Origin of the sequence: Legionella sp. 227, assembly GCF_043161935.1 — a bacterium.
GTDB lineage: Bacteria > Pseudomonadota > Gammaproteobacteria > Legionellales > Legionellaceae > Legionella > Legionella sheltonii.
This window is the reverse complement of sequence record NZ_CP171154.1, coordinates 380136-395629: the sequence shown is the minus strand read 5'-3', so window position 1 is coordinate 395629 and position 15494 is coordinate 380136. Positions and strand designations below refer to the sequence as shown.

Below are 15494 nucleotides of genomic sequence, written 5' to 3'. Positions count from 1 at the left end.
TATAATTCGGTTGCATGGAAATTTTCCCACGCTACAGGCGATCATACCAAAAAAATCACGCCCAGCAAACAGGTTTATTGACAAATGAGTGAAGTAAGTTATAGAGAAATCAGTAATGAAGAAGAAGGGCAACGTCTGGATAATTATTTGATTCGTATTTTAAAAGGTGTTCCCAAAAGTCATATCTACAGAATTATTCGTGGTGGTGAGGTTCGAGTTAATAAAAAAAGAGCACAAATCAATTCACGATTACATGCCGGGGACAATGTTCGTATTCCTCCGGTTCGGGTTTCCGAATCAAAAGAGGTATTTGTGGGCGATGCTTTGGCCAAACGATTGAAAGATTGCATCATTTTTGAAGACCCTTGTTTTTTGGTTATAAACAAGCCTGCAGGTATTGCGGTTCATGGTGGAAGTGGTTTGAGTCTTGGCGTAATCGAAGCGTTGAGAAAAACCCGAAACGATTTAACTTATCTTGAATTGATCCATCGTCTTGATAAAGACACTTCGGGATGTCTTTTATTAGCTAAAAAAAGAAGTACCTTGAGGGCAATGCATGCATTACTTGAGGCACGTGAGGTGCAAAAAACATATTGGACCTTATTGACTCATCGCTGGGAAGGTAAAAAACAAGTCACCGTGCGTGCTGCACTTGAAAAAAATACTTTAAAATCAGGTGAGCGCATTGTGTCCGTTAAAGAAGAAGGAAAAGCTTCTGAAACGGTATTTAAACTTCTTGAAAATTATCAACAGGCATGTTGGGTCGAGGCCAGTCCTAAAACCGGGCGTACGCATCAAATTCGTGTACATAGCGCCCATTTAGGACATGTTATAGTCGGGGATAAAAAATATGGGGCACTTGCAGGAGATGTAGAAGGGATAGATAATCAACATCATCGTCTTTTTTTACACGCACGATCGATTCAATTTGAATTAAATGGCACAAAGCATTTGTTTCAAGCTGATGCAGATAATCATTTTTCTACCGCACTAAAACAATTACGTGCGAGGAGCGTAGTGAGCAATGAGCAATCCATATGATTTGGTAGTATTTGACTGGGAAGGTACTATTGCGGATACTTTGGGAATAGTTTTACATGTTGTTGCTACAGAAGCGAATTTGCTAGGATTTGGCGATTTTGACCCCAATCAGGCGAGAAAATTTGTTGATTTAGGTTTGGTACAGGCTTTAAAAAAGACTTATCCGCACTTGACTGCACCACAACATCAACAATTATTACAGGCAGTGCAATTGGCTATGCATTCTCGTTCCGCAGATGTCTGTTTGATGCCTGGTGTTCGTGAACTGATCTATCAATTACATGAAGCAGGGATAAATCTGGCGGTTGCAACCAATAAAGGACATCAATCCTTGTCTCGTGCTTTGCAGGCTGCAGGCCTTGATAAACTATTTAAAGTTACTCGCTCTGCGGGACAAGTACCAGCAAAACCTTGTCCCCAAATGCTAGAAGAAATTATTGAAGAATACGACGGAACTGCAGCGACGACTTTGATGATAGGTGATTCTCTTACCGATATGGAAATGGCAAAAAGTGTTAAAGTAACCGCGGTAGGAATAGATATTTATCATCAACAAGAAGAGGCTGTCCTTATGGCAGCTGGAGCAGTAGCCGTATTTGATGATTATAAACAGGTAGCGGATTTTTTAAATTTATCCAAAGAGAGTTAGCTGCATCTATAGCTATTTGTTATTGTGTGGGTATGAAAAATAAAAACTGCAGAATTCCAGGTGTACGTTTTTTGCGTCACCTAGGGTACGTTTTTATATGGACACTCATAGGACCATTGTCGTTAAGCTAAAGGATCCCTTCTCCCACTCGTGGGATAGGGGACGGGGTGAGGGTTCATCGGTCGTCATCATACCCTCATCCGCCCTTGAGGCACCTTCTCCTCATGGAGAGAAGGGAAACTCCTTAACCTAATGGCAGTGATTCATGGAAACGGGAGTTGCTTTATTTAGTCATATGTAAAGGGAGTATCAAACCTTGAGTACATTAACCAGTTTACCTAATTTATTAACTTTGCTGCGTATCGTGCTGATTCCAGTATTCGTTATCGTATTTTATATGCCGTTTTCATTTGCACATATGTTGGCAGCCAGTATTTTTGCTGCAGCAAGTTTTACAGATTGGTTAGATGGGTACTTGGCACGCAAACTGAAGATGATGTCCCCCTTTGGTGCTTTTCTTGATCCTGTTGCAGATAAACTATTGGTTTCTACGAGCTTACTGTTGCTCGTAGGCGCTAAGGAAATTAATTATATTACTATTCCCGCTATTGTAATTGTTGGACGAGAAATTGTTATTTCAGCATTAAGGGAATGGATGGCTGAAATTGGTCGACGTGCCAGTGTGACCGTCGGTTATGTCGGCAAGATAAAAACTTTTTTACAAATGGTCGCTTTATTTTTATTGTTGGCTTTTAATTCGTTAGATACTTGGGGTGGTATTTTTGGTTTTGTCTTACTGTATGTGGCCGCAATTTTAACGATTTGGTCGATGATTATTTACTTGGCGATTGCTTGGCCAGAATTAACGAAAAAAAATTAATTTTATTATTGACAGGGTGTTAAATTTCGGTAGAATCACACCCCGTAGAGACGCGGGAATAGCTCAGTTGGTAGAGCACAACCTTGCCAAGGTTGGGGTCGCGAGTTCGAGTCTCGTTTCCCGCTCCAAATTAAAGCGACACAGAAAGTCGCTTTTTTTTTAAGAGCTTTAAGAGATAGACGTATTAGAAGTATCAAATGAGGCTGTGTGGCAGAGTGGTCATGCAGCGGCCTGCAAAGCCGTGTACGCCGGTTCGATTCCGGCCTCAGCCTCCATAAAGTAATTGCCCAGGTGGCGAAACAGGTAGACGCAAGGGACTTAAAATCCCTCGGGGCTTAACCCCCGTGCCGGTTCGATTCCGGCCCTGGGCACCAATCACCAATCATTCTGTCGCAAGTAAGATTAACGCAAGAATCGCAAAAACCATTCCCAATCCATGTTTGAATGTTAATCCTTGCTTTAGAAACACGACGCATAATAATAGAGTAATCATAGGGTACATCGATGTGACGAGCACTACGGGCATCGTCGGTCCATTTTGTAGCGCCAAAATGAAAAAAATACAGGCAATACCACTCGCTAAACCGTTTAATAACCCATACGTTCCCCCGCGGGGACAAAGATCCAATTTAAAATCAAGTAATACCAAGGCGATGATGCCTGAAATTAATACGCCGATACTGGAATAAAAGGTAATGGAGAGAGGATTGATAAAACTTGATGCTCTGGTGCCCCAATAGCCCCAGGCACCATAAAGACATAAAGCAATGAGTGAAGGAAAATACCAAGAGCTAGGATTCATACAAATTACCTTACCTGTTAGCGGGTTTACAAAATGTTATATAGGATAACTGGTAGTTTATTAAAAAGACACTACTCAGTATTTTCTTCTTATTCCTTGGTGCGGTAAACCGTGGAAATGAAGTTTCCGCTCTCCCATGCATGGGAGAGGGTAAGGCTTGAAGGTTCATGTGTGGCCATTAATCCCCTCATCCGCCCTGATGGGGTAGGGTCTACACCTCTCTTAACCAGGAGTTGAGCGAGCAGCTGCTGATTGACCGGCTTCTAAATCCAATTCTCTTTGTTTTCCTAGCCATTCAATTAATCGATTACGAAATGCTTTAAAAAATAAGTTAAAACGATTAGAGGAACGAATTTGAGCTCCCTCATCGCTTTGATACATATCCATGATCTCATCGGAGCTGGTTAATTTTAAATTTAAGGCTATTTTATCTGCATGAAAGGCAATATCGGTTAAAGCAGAATTTTTTAATTTGAAATTATCTTCAATAATTTCATGCCCCTCTATTTTGAAATCAACGAGGGTAAATTGGTGTTTTGCGAAATAGGTGCTGCTTTTCCCATTTGCGGTTTTTATTTTTTCATTGGCGCCTGCAGCAATAAGTTCCATAGCTAAATTATCGAAATGGTATAATCTTGCCCAATGAAGCGCAGTCATCCCGTGGTGATCCGCCTGATTTACATCACAGCCTAATTCGCGCATTCGTGCCAAAATGAGCTGTGCAGATTGTTTATCAGCCAGTTTGCATGCCAATAGCAAGGCTGTATTTTCATATGAAGTGGCTAAAAGAAGTTTGGAATTCGCTAAGCCTAATGCTTGTTTTAGACTCAAAGGATTACGTTGGATAACCGCCAGGTGTAAGGGGGTGTTTTTAGTCACCACATCATCAAAATTGCCGGCATCAGGAAGAGAAAGTTGGCAATATAGGGGGAGTTTTTCTAATGCTTCTCGATATGAGCTCGCGGATTGCAGTTCTTCACTATAAATGGAGAAGAAATTCTTAAGCACATCTAAATGATGTAACCAAGGCAGTGCATTGTCTAAAATTTGAGGATGGAGCAAATCATTTTTTTGTAAAAAAAGCAGCAGGGATTGGAGCTTCTCTATGTTCCTTTTATTATTTAGCTGGGGCAGCATCACGGTTACTATTTCGTAGTGTAACAGCTTGAGTTTATCTAAATGATTTAAAAATGATCTAAGAGCTTGAAGATCCTCCGCTGAAGGATTCGTAGTGCATAAATATTTTGCAAATAAGGGAATTAATTCATGAGGTAGATTTTTACAAAGCCCAAATAAGTCAAACAGCAAATACCATTCATTGCATTCTTCCTCCACATAGGTGGGCTCCCTCTCAGTCCCGGGTTTATTTACGATCATGGCAAAACGCAGTGGGGTAACATGGGCTATGTCGGTGTAGCGTGCCAGCTTTTCATTTTGAGCTAAAATACAGATGAGCTCATAAATTTTATCATCTTCTGCTGGGGCCATTCTAATCGCTTTAACGAGGGCTTTTGCTGTTTCTGGAGTTGTATTTTTATCCGCAAATATTTGTAGCGCTCTAATAGGATCAGAAAAGTGTTTTAAACGAATGAACGTAACTAAATGAATGAAATCAGTTAATTGATCGAGTGCTTTTCCTCCTGGAACAGTATTGAGTTCTGCATCCAAAACTGCATTAATGTCATCAATGCAAACGTGAGGGGTGTTAATTAAGGTTCTAAGCTTATCACTGAGAATGATTTTTTTTACCTGGAATGGTGAAGAAGCCATTAGATACTCCTTTAATTATTTTTGATAAAACAGTTTACTGTAACTCAATATAATTAACAATTTGTAGAATTAATGGCTTAAGAGCATCCCTTAAATCGTGCCTGACTGCGTATAAATATCCACAAATTCTGTGGATAAGTATGTGGGTTATCTGATGACGAAACAATAAAACAGCAGAACTGCTTATGAGGTATATCTCTTGGATGATTTTTTCTCTACAATAAGACTTTAACTCTAACTAATAGCAATTATGTATAAACCATTAGCTCTTTTTATGGGCTTACGCTATACGCGTTCTCGAAAAAAGAATCATTTTGTCTCTTTTATTTCTCTGAGCTCCATGCTGGGTATAGGCCTAGGAGTGATGGTTCTTATTACTGTTTTATCAGTAATGAATGGTTTTGATGAGCAAATACATAACCGTTTTTTTGGTATGGCCCCTGAAATCACGGTATCTGGCCCCAATGAGCGACTCAATAATTGGCCTGAGGTAGCTAAAAAGATTCAAACGGTTCCCGAAATTAAAGCATTAGCTCCTTATGTGGGGGGGCAGGGATTAATGGTGCATGAAGGGCAAGTTTTACCCATTGTCTTAACGGGAGTATTGCCCGAAAGAGAAGAAAAGATGAGTCACTTACAAGATAAATTGCTGGCCGGGAGTCTAAGCAATTTAAAAGATTTTGGCATTATCTTGGGTAGAGGTCTCGCAGACAGTATGGGCACGATGATTGGTGATAAGGTCACTGTGATGATCCCTCAAGCAACCGTGACTCCTGCTGGAATGATTCCTCGTTTTAAGCGATTTACAGTAGTAGGTGTTTTCTCTGCGGGCTCTGGGTTTAATTTTGATACCAAGTTGGCATTTATCAATATGGGAGATGCCCAAAAGTTATTGCAAATGGGCGATGATGTCACTGGAATCAAAATGAAAATAGATAACGTGTACCAGGCACCCGAATTGACCTCTCGATTAGCTCATTTGCTGGGTGAAGAATATCAGGTCGGTAATTGGACACAGCAATACGGTGCGTTTTTTCAGGCTGTCAAAATGGAAAAGACAATGATGTTTATGATTTTATTGCTCATTATCGCCGTAGCCGCTTTTAATCTGGTCTCTTCTTTAGTGATGGTTGTTAATGACAAACAAGCAGAAATTGCCATTTTGAGAACCATTGGTGCGACCCCTTCTACTATATTATGGACATTTATCGTACAAGGAATGATGGTAGGAGTCGTGGGGACATTTTTTGGTTTGCTGGGTGGATTAGTATTGGCTAAAAATGCGACCACAATTGTGAACCATCTGCAATCCTGGTTTCATTTCAAGGTCTTGTCATCCAGTATTTATTTTGTTGATTATTTACCTTCCAAGATTATGTTAAGCGATCTATGGACCGTTTGTGTTATGGCTTTATTAATGAGCTTTCTAGCAACAATTTATCCTGCCTGGCGTGCCTCAAAAACAGTGATTGCGGAGGCTTTGCATTATGAGTGATATTATTTTAAATGCTACAAAATTATGTAAATCATACAATGATGGTGCTTCTAAAATAGAAGTGCTGCGAGGAATCGATTTAGCGATTGCTAAAGGTGAACGTGTGGCAATTATTGGTCCATCAGGATCTGGAAAAAGCACCTTATTGCATCTAATGGGCGGGTTGGATAAACCAACCACAGGTGATGTATTAATTAAGGATGTGAATTGGCAAAAAGTAAATGAAAAACAACGTTGCCGATTACGTAATCAAGGTTTGGGATTTATCTACCAGTTTCATCACTTGTTACCTGAGTTTACCGCACTTGAAAATGTTGCTATGCCTCTGCTGTTAGCGAATATCTCGGTAAAGGATGCTACTGCTGAAGCAAGTAGAATGTTGGATGATGTTGGACTTAAAGAAAGAAAAACACATAAACCGGCTCAGCTTTCAGGAGGCGAGCGGCAACGCGTTGCCATCGCTCGAGCTTTGGTACATCAACCTTACTGCGTGCTAGCCGATGAACCTACAGGCAATCTCGATCAGACAACGGCAACAAAAGTGTTTGATTTAATGTTGGAGCTGAATAGAAAAATGAATACGGCTTTGGTTATTGTGACTCATGATCAGCAGTTAGCAAAACAAATGGATCGTGTTTTAGTGCTGGGCGATGGTCTTTTATCTGAGTTTATATAAATTTTGAATTAGTGGATTGTTTTCCTGAATGAGTACTGATTCAGGTTTATCAAAAGAAAAAGGGGTAAACAAGTATGTATAAAAAAAAGGAGGGGGTTAGTAGCCTTCAACCAGCTGCAGCCAAGAAAAATTTATTCGATGGAATTAGAGAAGATAAAGTAGCTTATGATTTGGTCGATATGGGGCACTCTGTAAATCCTCATCGATTTTTAAGAAATAAAAGTTCAAAAATTAAAGCCCCTCAATTACCGATCATTATTGAGGAAATCGAAGGAGTAGAGTATAACCTGCCTGAAAATAGAGCTCCTTCAAATTTATAATCTGAGCAAGTATAGACCTTCGTATGTAGCCTGGGTGGAGCGACGCGAAACCCTGGTTTCTGAGCCAAGCGGGATTAATATTTCTAAATCAAGGAGCCTAATTAGTTCCATCCAAATCCCTTGGGTTCCGGCTAACGCCTTCACCCAGGCTATAAATCACCCAATGCAGCACGTGATTTATTTAATAGTTTGCATGTCCTGGTGTGCGTGGGAAAGGAATGACATCGCGTACGTTGGCTAAACCAGTAACATAGCTTACCAAGCGTTCAAATCCCAAACCAAATCCTGCATGGGGCACCGTACCATATCGACGTAAGTCTCTATACCATTGATAGCTTTCTTTATTTAGATTGCATTCTTCAATACGCTTATCCAGGATATCCAGGCGCTCTTCACGTTGACTGCCGCCGATGATTTCACCAATTCCAGGTGCTAAAACATCCATAGCAGCAACGGTTTTTTCATCATCATTGAGGCGCATATAAAACCCTTTAATTTCTTGAGGGTAATTAGTCAGTATAACCGGTTTTTTGCAGTGGATTTCCGCCAGATAACGTTCATGTTCTGATTGTAAGTCCAATCCCCAGCTTACAGGGAATTCAAATGATTGGCCGCATTGTTCCAAAATTCTAATGGCATCAGTATAAGTCATGATTTCAAAATTAGAATCCGCGATGTGCTCTAGCCGTTCAACACATCCTGGAGCAACAAACTGATTGAAAAAGTCCATATCATCTGCACGCTCATCCAGAACTGCTTTGCATAGGTAACGCAACATATTTTGGCTTAAAGTACAAATGTCATGCAGGGTGGCAAAAGCGATTTCAGGTTCAATCATCCAGAATTCAGCCAAATGGCGGCTTGTATTTGAGTTTTCGGCACGAAAAGTCGGTCCAAAAGTATATACTTTCGACATGGCCATGCAATACGCCTCAAGATTTAACTGTCCTGAAACGGTGAGAAAAGTCTCTTTTCCAAAGAAATCTTTACTGAAATCAATTTGACCGTATTCATTTTTAGGGATATTTAAAAGGTCTAAGGTCGATACCCGGAACATTTCACCAGCACCTTCACAATCACTGGAAGTGATAATGGGGGTATGTATCCAAAAGAAACCTTGTTCGTGGAAAAAGCGGTGTATGGCTTGTGACAAACAATGACGAATTCGCGTTACCGCGCTTATCGTATTAGTACGTGGTCGTAGATGGGCTACATCACGCAGAAATTCAAGTGTGTGCCGTTTGGCTTGAATAGGATAAGTATCTGGATTTTCTACCCAACCTACTACTTTAATCGAGTCAGCCTGAATCTCAAATGCTTGGCCTTTACCTTGAGAGGCTACCAATTTTCCTGAAGCAATGATAGAACATCCAGCTGTCAGTTTAGTGACTTCATCCAGGTAATTGTCCAAATTATCAGTTGCTACGATTTGAATGGGAGCAAAACAAGAACCATCATGTAAGCTAACAAAAGATAAACCCGTTTTGGAATCGCGGCGAGTCTTAACCCAACCTCTAACGGTAACGTGTTCATCAATGCTGATTTCACCATCTAAACACTGCTTTATGGTAAAAACTTCACTCATTTTTTTACTCCTCACTCTGAGTATACTTTGCGCACTCACAAAGGCACAGTTAGGGTGCATTTAAATTCTATCAGTCGATATACGCTATTAATACAGCGCAAGTAGTTGCGTTACACCAAGCATTTCCCGATTGAAGAATTCGTTTGGTTAGCGAGACTGGGCAATGCCAATCCCCGATTTGTGGCTTCACGAAGTATAGATACCTTTAACTAAAAATGAGATGATACACTGGGGTTATCAGCATTTCTACTATCTGAGTGCTAAAACATGTTGATTTTCTTGCTTCATTACGATAATTCCAAATCAGAATGAAAGTGCTTTGATCTCAACTGCTTTTTCTAGGTTTATCATTGAGGAAACATTATGTTGCGAAAAGTGTTGTGTATCTCATTGTTTTTTTGCTCTTTAGGGGCTGCAGCAGATGATACGATATTAAAATTATATAGACCCTTTGGTGACGTGACGAATCAAGCGATTCCGCAAGTAAAAAACACACTCATGGGTGAATGTTATTCTCAATCCCAATTAATTGTGCGGGAGGATGCTTGGCGTTGCCTGGCAGATGGCAAAACTTATGATCCTTGTTTTGTTAAGTCAGGACCAGAGCGGACAGAGGCATTATGCCCTCAATCTCCTTGGATTGGAGACAGTGTCCTGATTAAAGTGAAAGAACCTTTGCATAATGAGCAAAATAAAACATTAGATATGTCGCTTACTTATCCTTGGGGCATAGAGCTGACTAATGGTGAGCATTGTATGGCGATTAATTCTGGAAAAATTTATGACCAAATGCCTGTGCGCTATCAATGCAGCAGTAAAAATTATCTAGTTGGCCATTTACAGCGATGCAAAAATGTTTGGAGCATGCTGCAGAAAACGCCGCAAGGTGTGGTTACGGTAGAATTAAAGAAGGCTTGGTTTTGAAACAGAATCTTATTGACAAAAGACTCAGTAATCTAGGTTGGGCCTCGTCCCAACCTAGAACAACTATTGTATCTCGGGAACTGCTTTTTGAAAGGGTTCCAGTGTCAAGCAATGCGCGTTGATTTCATTGATAAGCGGGTAGTTGTCCATAGCAAAATGAAAACGATGTGCATTATAGACTTGGGGGATAAGACAAAGATCGGCCAAGGTCACTGTGTCGCCAAAACAAAAAGATGGACTGCGTTTTATCTGTTGTAACTTCATTTCAAAAGCGTCAAATCCTGCTTTAAGCCAATGGTGATACCATTCTGTGACTTGTGCTTCATCTGCTTGAAATTGTTCTTTTAAGCGGTTTAAAACCCTTAAATTATTCAGCGGATGCATGTCACAAGCAACAATTAACGCAAGGGATCTTACAATAGCCTTATCCCAAGGATCGGGAGGCAATAATGCAGGCTTAGGGTAGGTTTCATCCAAATAGTCGATTATGGCCAGTGATTGACTAAGCACTCGCTGATTGATTTCTAAGCTGGGCACTAATTCTTGGGGATTAACCTCTCGGTATTCTGGACTATGTTGTTCCCCACCATGATTCACCAGGTGAATATTTATTTTCTCATAGGCAATATTTTTTAAGTTCAGAGCAATACGGACGCGATAACACGCCGTGGAACGAAAATAATCATAGAGTTTCATCGCTTATACCTGCTTCACAACTTGATCGATTGCGCCAAACAGGCTGTTGCCTTGTTTATCGAGCATTTCAATACGAATTCTGTCGCCAAAACGCATAAAAGACGTTTTTGCTTGACCTTGCTCTATGGTTTCCAGCATACGCTTTTCAGCGATACACGATGAACCTTTGCTGCGATCCAGATTAGAGACTGTACCCGAACCAATAATGGTTCCTGCACGCAGGACTCTGGTTTTTGCAGCATGTTCAATCAGTTTTGGGAAGGAAAACGTCATGTCGATTCCCGCGTTGGGTTGGCCAAATAATTGCTCATTCAGATGACTTAATAAAGACAGATGCACTCGTTGACCATCCCATTCAGACCCTAGTTCATCAGGTGTGATAGCTACAGGAGAAAAACTGCTGGATGGTTTAGATTGGAAAAAACCAAAACCTTTTGCCAGTTCATTGGGTATTAAATTACGCAATGAAACATCATTGACCAGCATGAGTAGCTTAATATGTTGTCCTGCGTTTTCATGGTTTATGCCCATGGGAACATCATCAGTAATTACTGCAACTTCTGCTTCAAAATCGATGCCATATGCTTCATCTGCTGCCAAGATGGGATCTCTGGGGCCCAAAAAGGAATCAGAACCTCCTTGATACATCAAAGGATCAGTCCAGAAATTCTCTGGCAATTCTGCACCACGTGCCTTACGCACCAGTTCGACATGGTTAACATAAGCACTGCCATCCGCCCATTGATAAGCACGAGGGAGTGGTGATTCACAGTGTTGTGGATCAAAACTAAAGGAATTCTCCAAAAGTCCTTCATTAAGCTGTTGATACACTTTTTGTAACTGTTCTTCTACTGCATTCCAATGATCTAGGGCATATTGCAAATTGGCTGCGATTTGAGGTACCCGTATTGCACGAGTCAATGATTGATTGACCACGCATAATTCTCCATCGCGTGATGATGTTGATTTTAGACTGGCAAGTTTCATAAGTTCCTCATTTAGTTGTAGTCTGGGAAAGTTAATCCCCTCTCCCATTCATGGGAGAGGGCTATGGGTGAGGGTTCATTAGCCTAAACCAATACCCTCATCCACCCTAACGGGCACCTTCTCCCCAAAGGGAGAAGGGACTCTTTACCCCATGTGCCCAGGCCATATTTTTCTTAGGCGGATTTTTCTTTCAAAGTTCCACGTTTGATCTGATCTCTTTCAATCGCCTCAAATAAGGCTTGAAAGTTACCTTCACCAAATCCTTGATTTCCTTTGCGTTGAATGATTTCAAAAAACACCGGGCCAAAGATATTTTCAGTAAAGATTTGCAGCAATAAACCATGTTTGGGATCGCTTTCACCATCAATCAAGATTTTCTCTTCTTGAAGTTGACTCACTGACTCTTGATGCCAAGGAAGGCGTTCATGCAACATTTCATAGTAGGTATCTGGAACATCAAGAAATTTAACCCCTTGTTCTCTTAATGTATGCACCGTATGGTAAATGTTGTCAGTAGATAATGCGATATGTTGGATGCCTTCACCTTTGTAATCATGTAGAAATTCTTCAATTTGCGATAAATCATCTTTAGATTCATTCAAAGGAATTTTTATTTTTCCACAAGGACTACCTAGAGCACGGCTTAATAATCCGGTCATCTTCCCTTTAATATTAAAATAACGAATTTCCTGGAAGTTAAAAATGGCTCCATAGAACTCAGCCCATTTATCCATATTGCCACGAAAGACATTATGGGTTAAATGATCAATGAGTACTAAGCCATTACCGTTTACTTTTTTATTAGCTTGATTTTCCCAATGCGTTGAGAAGGGTTGATGTTGATCGTCAACAAAATAAATGACACTACCACCTATAGCTTGGATACCTAGTAAACCATGATGTGCGTGAGTGCAATCTTCAAATGCTTTGGCTCCATGTTTGAGTGCATATTCGAATGCTGCCTTGGCATTCGTTACTTTAAATCCCATGGCGCAAGCACCCGCTCCATGCGTTTTGGCATGTTCTTCTGCTTGGCAATTTGTTGCTGCATTGACAATAAATTGAATCTCGCCTTGTTGAAATAAGGTGATGTCCTGGTTTTTATGATGCGCGGTAGCTTGGAAACCCATATCTATGAACTGTTGATGGAGGTGTTTTTTATCGGGACCTGAAAACTCTAAGAAAGCAAAACCATCTAATCCACAGGGGTTGTTATTTGTTTGCATTGTTGATTACTCCTTTAAAATGATTCGGTACTTAAAAACTCCTTTCTCTATAGGAGATAGGTAAAGTAAGACTACCTTGCCTGGCTCGTGGCCACTGTCATTTACTTCAGGAATTTACCCTTTCCCAGCCCGTCATCCTGAGTGCAAGCAGGGCTCTCTCCAGGGTGAACACTGTTCTAAAATGGGGAGATCCTTCGCTATGCTCGGAATCACGAAGACCAAAGAGAAGGTACCCGTTAGGGCCGATGAGGGTATTGATTGGGTTCATGACTCCTCATCTCTCCCCCTCTTCCACCAGGGGGAGGGGATTCCTAGCTACATGTTGTCTCTAAGATGGTTGTACTAAAAATAATCCATCTGCTATAGGTAACAAACTAACAAACACGCGTTCATCGTTTTTAATCAGATCATTCAGTTTTCTAATTTCTCTGGTTTGTCCGCCTAGTTCATTTTCATCAATTACTTTACCATCCCAGAAAATATTATCTATTGCGATTAACCCTTTGGGTTGAATCAGTTTTAATGCCAATTCGTAGTAATGCACATAATTGGTTTTATCGGCATCAATAAAAATGAAATCGAACTTTTGTTCCCAGCCTTCATTGATGAGGTTATGTAAAGTATCTAATGCACGGCCAAGTCTTAATTCAATTTTATGGTCTTGCTGTGCTTCTTTCCAGAAAGGATGAGCTTTGCTTGTCCACTCGGAATTGATATCACAGGTAATGAGCTTTCCATCATCAGGCAAAACTAAGGACATGGCTAAGGCGCTATACCCCGTAAATGTTCCTAACTCCAAAACATTTTTGGCACGGAGCAAACGTAGGAGCAACTGCATAAATTGTGCTTGTTCCGGCGCAACTTGCATGTTCGCCAGCTCCATAGTGGAGGTCACTTTGCGTAGACCAGTTAGGGATGGATGCTCGCGCAAAGACTTGTCCAGCATGTATTCATAAAGTTCGGAAGTCAGGTTTAAATGTTTCATAGAGTCCTAAGTTCTATTATTTTGGGCCAAAATGGCAATGGAAGTGTCCAATGCTTATCTACTACTCCGTCGAGTGCAGGAATCTCCTGTCATAACACTATGCTACAGCATGGAGATTCCTCGTCGCATTCGGGATGACGTGCCCCCTAAGATAACTTCTCTTTTGCCAAATTATCTGCGATTTCACTCGTAGGTAAATTTTCATGAGCAGATCGCACAAAAATTTCTGTTAAATGGGTATAAATCGCATCGATTTGTTCGTTAACTTGTTCTTCTGGAGTATGGAGATATTTAGATGCTGCAAAAATTAATCCTCCAGCATTAATGACGTAGTCCACTGCGAATAAAATGCCTTTATCATGTAATTTATTACCATGATAGGTATGCGCCAACTGGTTATTTGCCGCACCTGCAACAATCGTTGTTTGCAATTGAGAAATGGTTATGTCATTGATAATTGCACCCAAAGCACAAGGAGCAAAAACGTCACAGGGAACTTTATGAATTTGATCAGTACTTACCGATTTAGCTCCAAATTGGGTCACTGCGCGATCGACTGCTGCTGGAGAAACATCCGCCACTGTCAATGTCGCCCCTAATTCATGTAAATGTTTAGCGAGCAAAAATCCAACATGGCCTAAACCCTGGATGGCCACATGAATTCCTTGCAGGCTTTCTTTTCCCAGTTTAAATGCAACAGCTGCTTGAATGCCACGTAGAATCCCTCTGGCAGTAGAAGGTGAAGGGTCTCCATCATATTTGGATAAACTGGCTACGTAGGGTGTGTGTTCTGCAATGATGTCCATATCAGGTAATTCAGTTCCGCTATCAAGAGCAGTAATGTAGCGACCGTTTAATTCATTAACGAATCGACCAAATTGATGCATATATTGGGCACGATCAAATGGACCTTTGGGTTTAATGATAACTGATTTACCGCCTCCCAAGGGTAAGTTGACTGATGCTGCTTTAAAGCTCATTCCTCGGGCAAGACGCATGGCATCTTGAATCGCTGCATAAGTATTTGGATATTCAATAAAACGACAACCACCTAAAGCGGGACCTAATTTGGTATTGTGGATGGCGATTATTGCTTTCATTCCAGTCTTAGGATCTACTTTAAAGTGCAAGTCACCAAAATCATGAGAGAGAGCGTAATCGAGGAAATCATCTTCGGTTGCTATTTGGTTAGTATTTGATATATTGTCGACAGAAATCATTGTTAATGCTCCTCTTGCAAATAGTTGCAGAAGTTATATTCCTATTTTTTGATTAAATCAATGGTATACCCCAAGAAACTCTAAAATGCTCTTTTTATCTTATTGCTTTTCTCGCTCCGGAAGTTTTTAACAATTCGCAATAGAAAGTGGCTCTTCCTTCTCATTAAAACGTCCAAGACAAAAAAAATAAATTGCCAACACGCCTCATTATTTTAAAGTTCCTAGGTACAGTTAATAA

15 protein-coding genes and 3 tRNA genes are annotated in these 15494 nt (G+C 40.6%); 10 read left to right on the top strand and 8 right to left on the bottom strand.

Annotated elements, in window-relative coordinates; genetic code table 11:
- The first annotated feature begins 84 nt into the window (after positions 1 to 84).
- The 6 genes from ACF8MK_RS01600 to ACF8MK_RS01575 all read left to right on the top strand — a co-directional run bounded on the left by ACF8MK_RS01600 (position 85) and on the right by ACF8MK_RS01575 (position 2944).
- Positions 85 to 1041 (top strand): RluA family pseudouridine synthase, encoded by a 957-nt coding sequence (locus tag ACF8MK_RS01600; RefSeq protein ID WP_392537900.1) that lies wholly within the window; start codon positions 85 to 87, stop codon positions 1039 to 1041.
- Positions 1025 to 1690 (top strand): HAD family hydrolase, encoded by a 666-nt coding sequence (locus ACF8MK_RS01595; RefSeq protein ID WP_392537899.1) that lies wholly within the window; start codon positions 1025 to 1027, stop codon positions 1688 to 1690. Before ACF8MK_RS01600 ends, ACF8MK_RS01595 begins: the two co-directional genes overlap by 17 nt.
- A gap of 316 nt (positions 1691 to 2006) precedes the next feature.
- Positions 2007 to 2570, top strand: a complete 564-nt coding sequence (gene pgsA / locus ACF8MK_RS01590; protein WP_392537898.1) for a CDP-diacylglycerol--glycerol-3-phosphate 3-phosphatidyltransferase — start codon at positions 2007 to 2009, stop codon at positions 2568 to 2570.
- Positions 2571 to 2622: 52 nt separating this feature from the next.
- Positions 2623 to 2698: transfer RNA gene (locus tag ACF8MK_RS01585), tRNA-Gly, on the top strand.
- A 73-nt stretch (positions 2699 to 2771) separates the two neighbouring features.
- Positions 2772 to 2845, top strand: a tRNA-Cys gene (locus ACF8MK_RS01580).
- 10 nt (positions 2846 to 2855) lie between these two features.
- A tRNA-Leu gene (locus ACF8MK_RS01575) sits at positions 2856 to 2944 on the top strand.
- 8 nt (positions 2945 to 2952) lie between these two features.
- Here ACF8MK_RS01575 and ACF8MK_RS01570 read toward each other — a convergent pair.
- Both ACF8MK_RS01570 and ankQ read right to left on the bottom strand, forming a co-directional pair.
- Positions 2953 to 3372 (bottom strand): EamA family transporter, encoded by a 420-nt coding sequence (locus ACF8MK_RS01570; RefSeq protein ID WP_058387253.1) that lies wholly within the window; start codon positions 3370 to 3372, stop codon positions 2953 to 2955.
- 222 nt (positions 3373 to 3594) lie between these two features.
- Entirely contained in the window at positions 3595 to 5142 is a 1548-nt protein-coding gene (ankQ, locus tag ACF8MK_RS01565; RefSeq protein ID WP_392537897.1) for a Dot/Icm T4SS effector AnkQ/LegA10, read from the bottom strand.
- A 250-nt stretch (positions 5143 to 5392) separates the two neighbouring features.
- Here ankQ and ACF8MK_RS01560 point away from each other — a divergent pair, with 250 nt between their 5' ends.
- The 3 genes from ACF8MK_RS01560 (at position 5393) to ACF8MK_RS01550 (ending at position 7633) form a co-directional block, all read left to right on the top strand.
- A complete protein-coding gene (locus tag ACF8MK_RS01560; RefSeq protein ID WP_392537896.1) occupies positions 5393 to 6637 on the top strand; it encodes a lipoprotein-releasing ABC transporter permease subunit in 1245 nt (414 codons plus the stop codon).
- Positions 6630 to 7313: a lipoprotein-releasing ABC transporter ATP-binding protein LolD gene (gene lolD / locus ACF8MK_RS01555; protein WP_392537895.1), complete on the top strand. Its 684-nt coding sequence runs from the start codon at positions 6630 to 6632 to the stop codon at positions 7311 to 7313. Before ACF8MK_RS01560 ends, lolD begins: the two co-directional genes overlap by 8 nt.
- Positions 7314 to 7387: 74 nt before the next feature.
- Positions 7388 to 7633, top strand: a complete 246-nt coding sequence (locus tag ACF8MK_RS01550; protein WP_392537894.1) for a hypothetical protein — start codon at positions 7388 to 7390, stop codon at positions 7631 to 7633.
- A gap of 181 nt (positions 7634 to 7814) precedes the next feature.
- On the opposite strand, the gene asnS is transcribed toward ACF8MK_RS01550, so the two are convergent.
- Entirely contained in the window at positions 7815 to 9218 is a 1404-nt protein-coding gene (gene asnS / locus ACF8MK_RS01545; RefSeq protein ID WP_392537893.1) for an asparagine--tRNA ligase, read from the bottom strand.
- 363 nt (positions 9219 to 9581) lie between these two features.
- Here asnS and ACF8MK_RS01540 point away from each other — a divergent pair, with 363 nt between their 5' ends.
- Positions 9582 to 10142: a hypothetical protein gene (locus ACF8MK_RS01540; RefSeq protein WP_392537892.1), complete on the top strand. Its 561-nt coding sequence runs from the start codon at positions 9582 to 9584 to the stop codon at positions 10140 to 10142.
- A gap of 63 nt (positions 10143 to 10205) precedes the next feature.
- Here ACF8MK_RS01540 and maiA read toward each other — a convergent pair whose 3' ends face one another.
- The 5 genes from maiA to ACF8MK_RS01515 form a co-directional block, all read right to left on the bottom strand.
- Complete coding sequence (gene maiA, locus ACF8MK_RS01535; protein ID WP_392537891.1) at positions 10206 to 10838, bottom strand: maleylacetoacetate isomerase; 633 nt, start codon at positions 10836 to 10838, stop codon at positions 10206 to 10208.
- 3 nt (positions 10839 to 10841) lie between these two features.
- A complete protein-coding gene (locus ACF8MK_RS01530) occupies positions 10842 to 11825 on the bottom strand; it encodes a fumarylacetoacetate hydrolase family protein (protein ID WP_392537890.1) in 984 nt (327 codons plus the stop codon).
- 173 nt (positions 11826 to 11998) lie between these two features.
- The gene (gene hppD, locus ACF8MK_RS01525; protein ID WP_392537889.1) at positions 11999 to 13051 is read right to left on the bottom strand and encodes a 4-hydroxyphenylpyruvate dioxygenase; all 1053 of its coding nucleotides are present in this window, start codon (positions 13049 to 13051) and stop codon (positions 11999 to 12001) included.
- Positions 13052 to 13379: 328 nt separating this feature from the next.
- On the bottom strand, positions 13380 to 14036 hold the full coding sequence (locus tag ACF8MK_RS01520; protein ID WP_392537888.1) for an O-methyltransferase: 657 nt from the start codon (positions 14034 to 14036) through the stop codon (positions 13380 to 13382).
- Positions 14037 to 14182: 146 nt separating this feature from the next.
- Entirely contained in the window at positions 14183 to 15256 is a 1074-nt protein-coding gene (locus tag ACF8MK_RS01515) for a Leu/Phe/Val dehydrogenase (RefSeq protein ID WP_392537887.1), read from the bottom strand.
- Between the last annotated feature and the right edge of the window lie 238 nt (positions 15257 to 15494).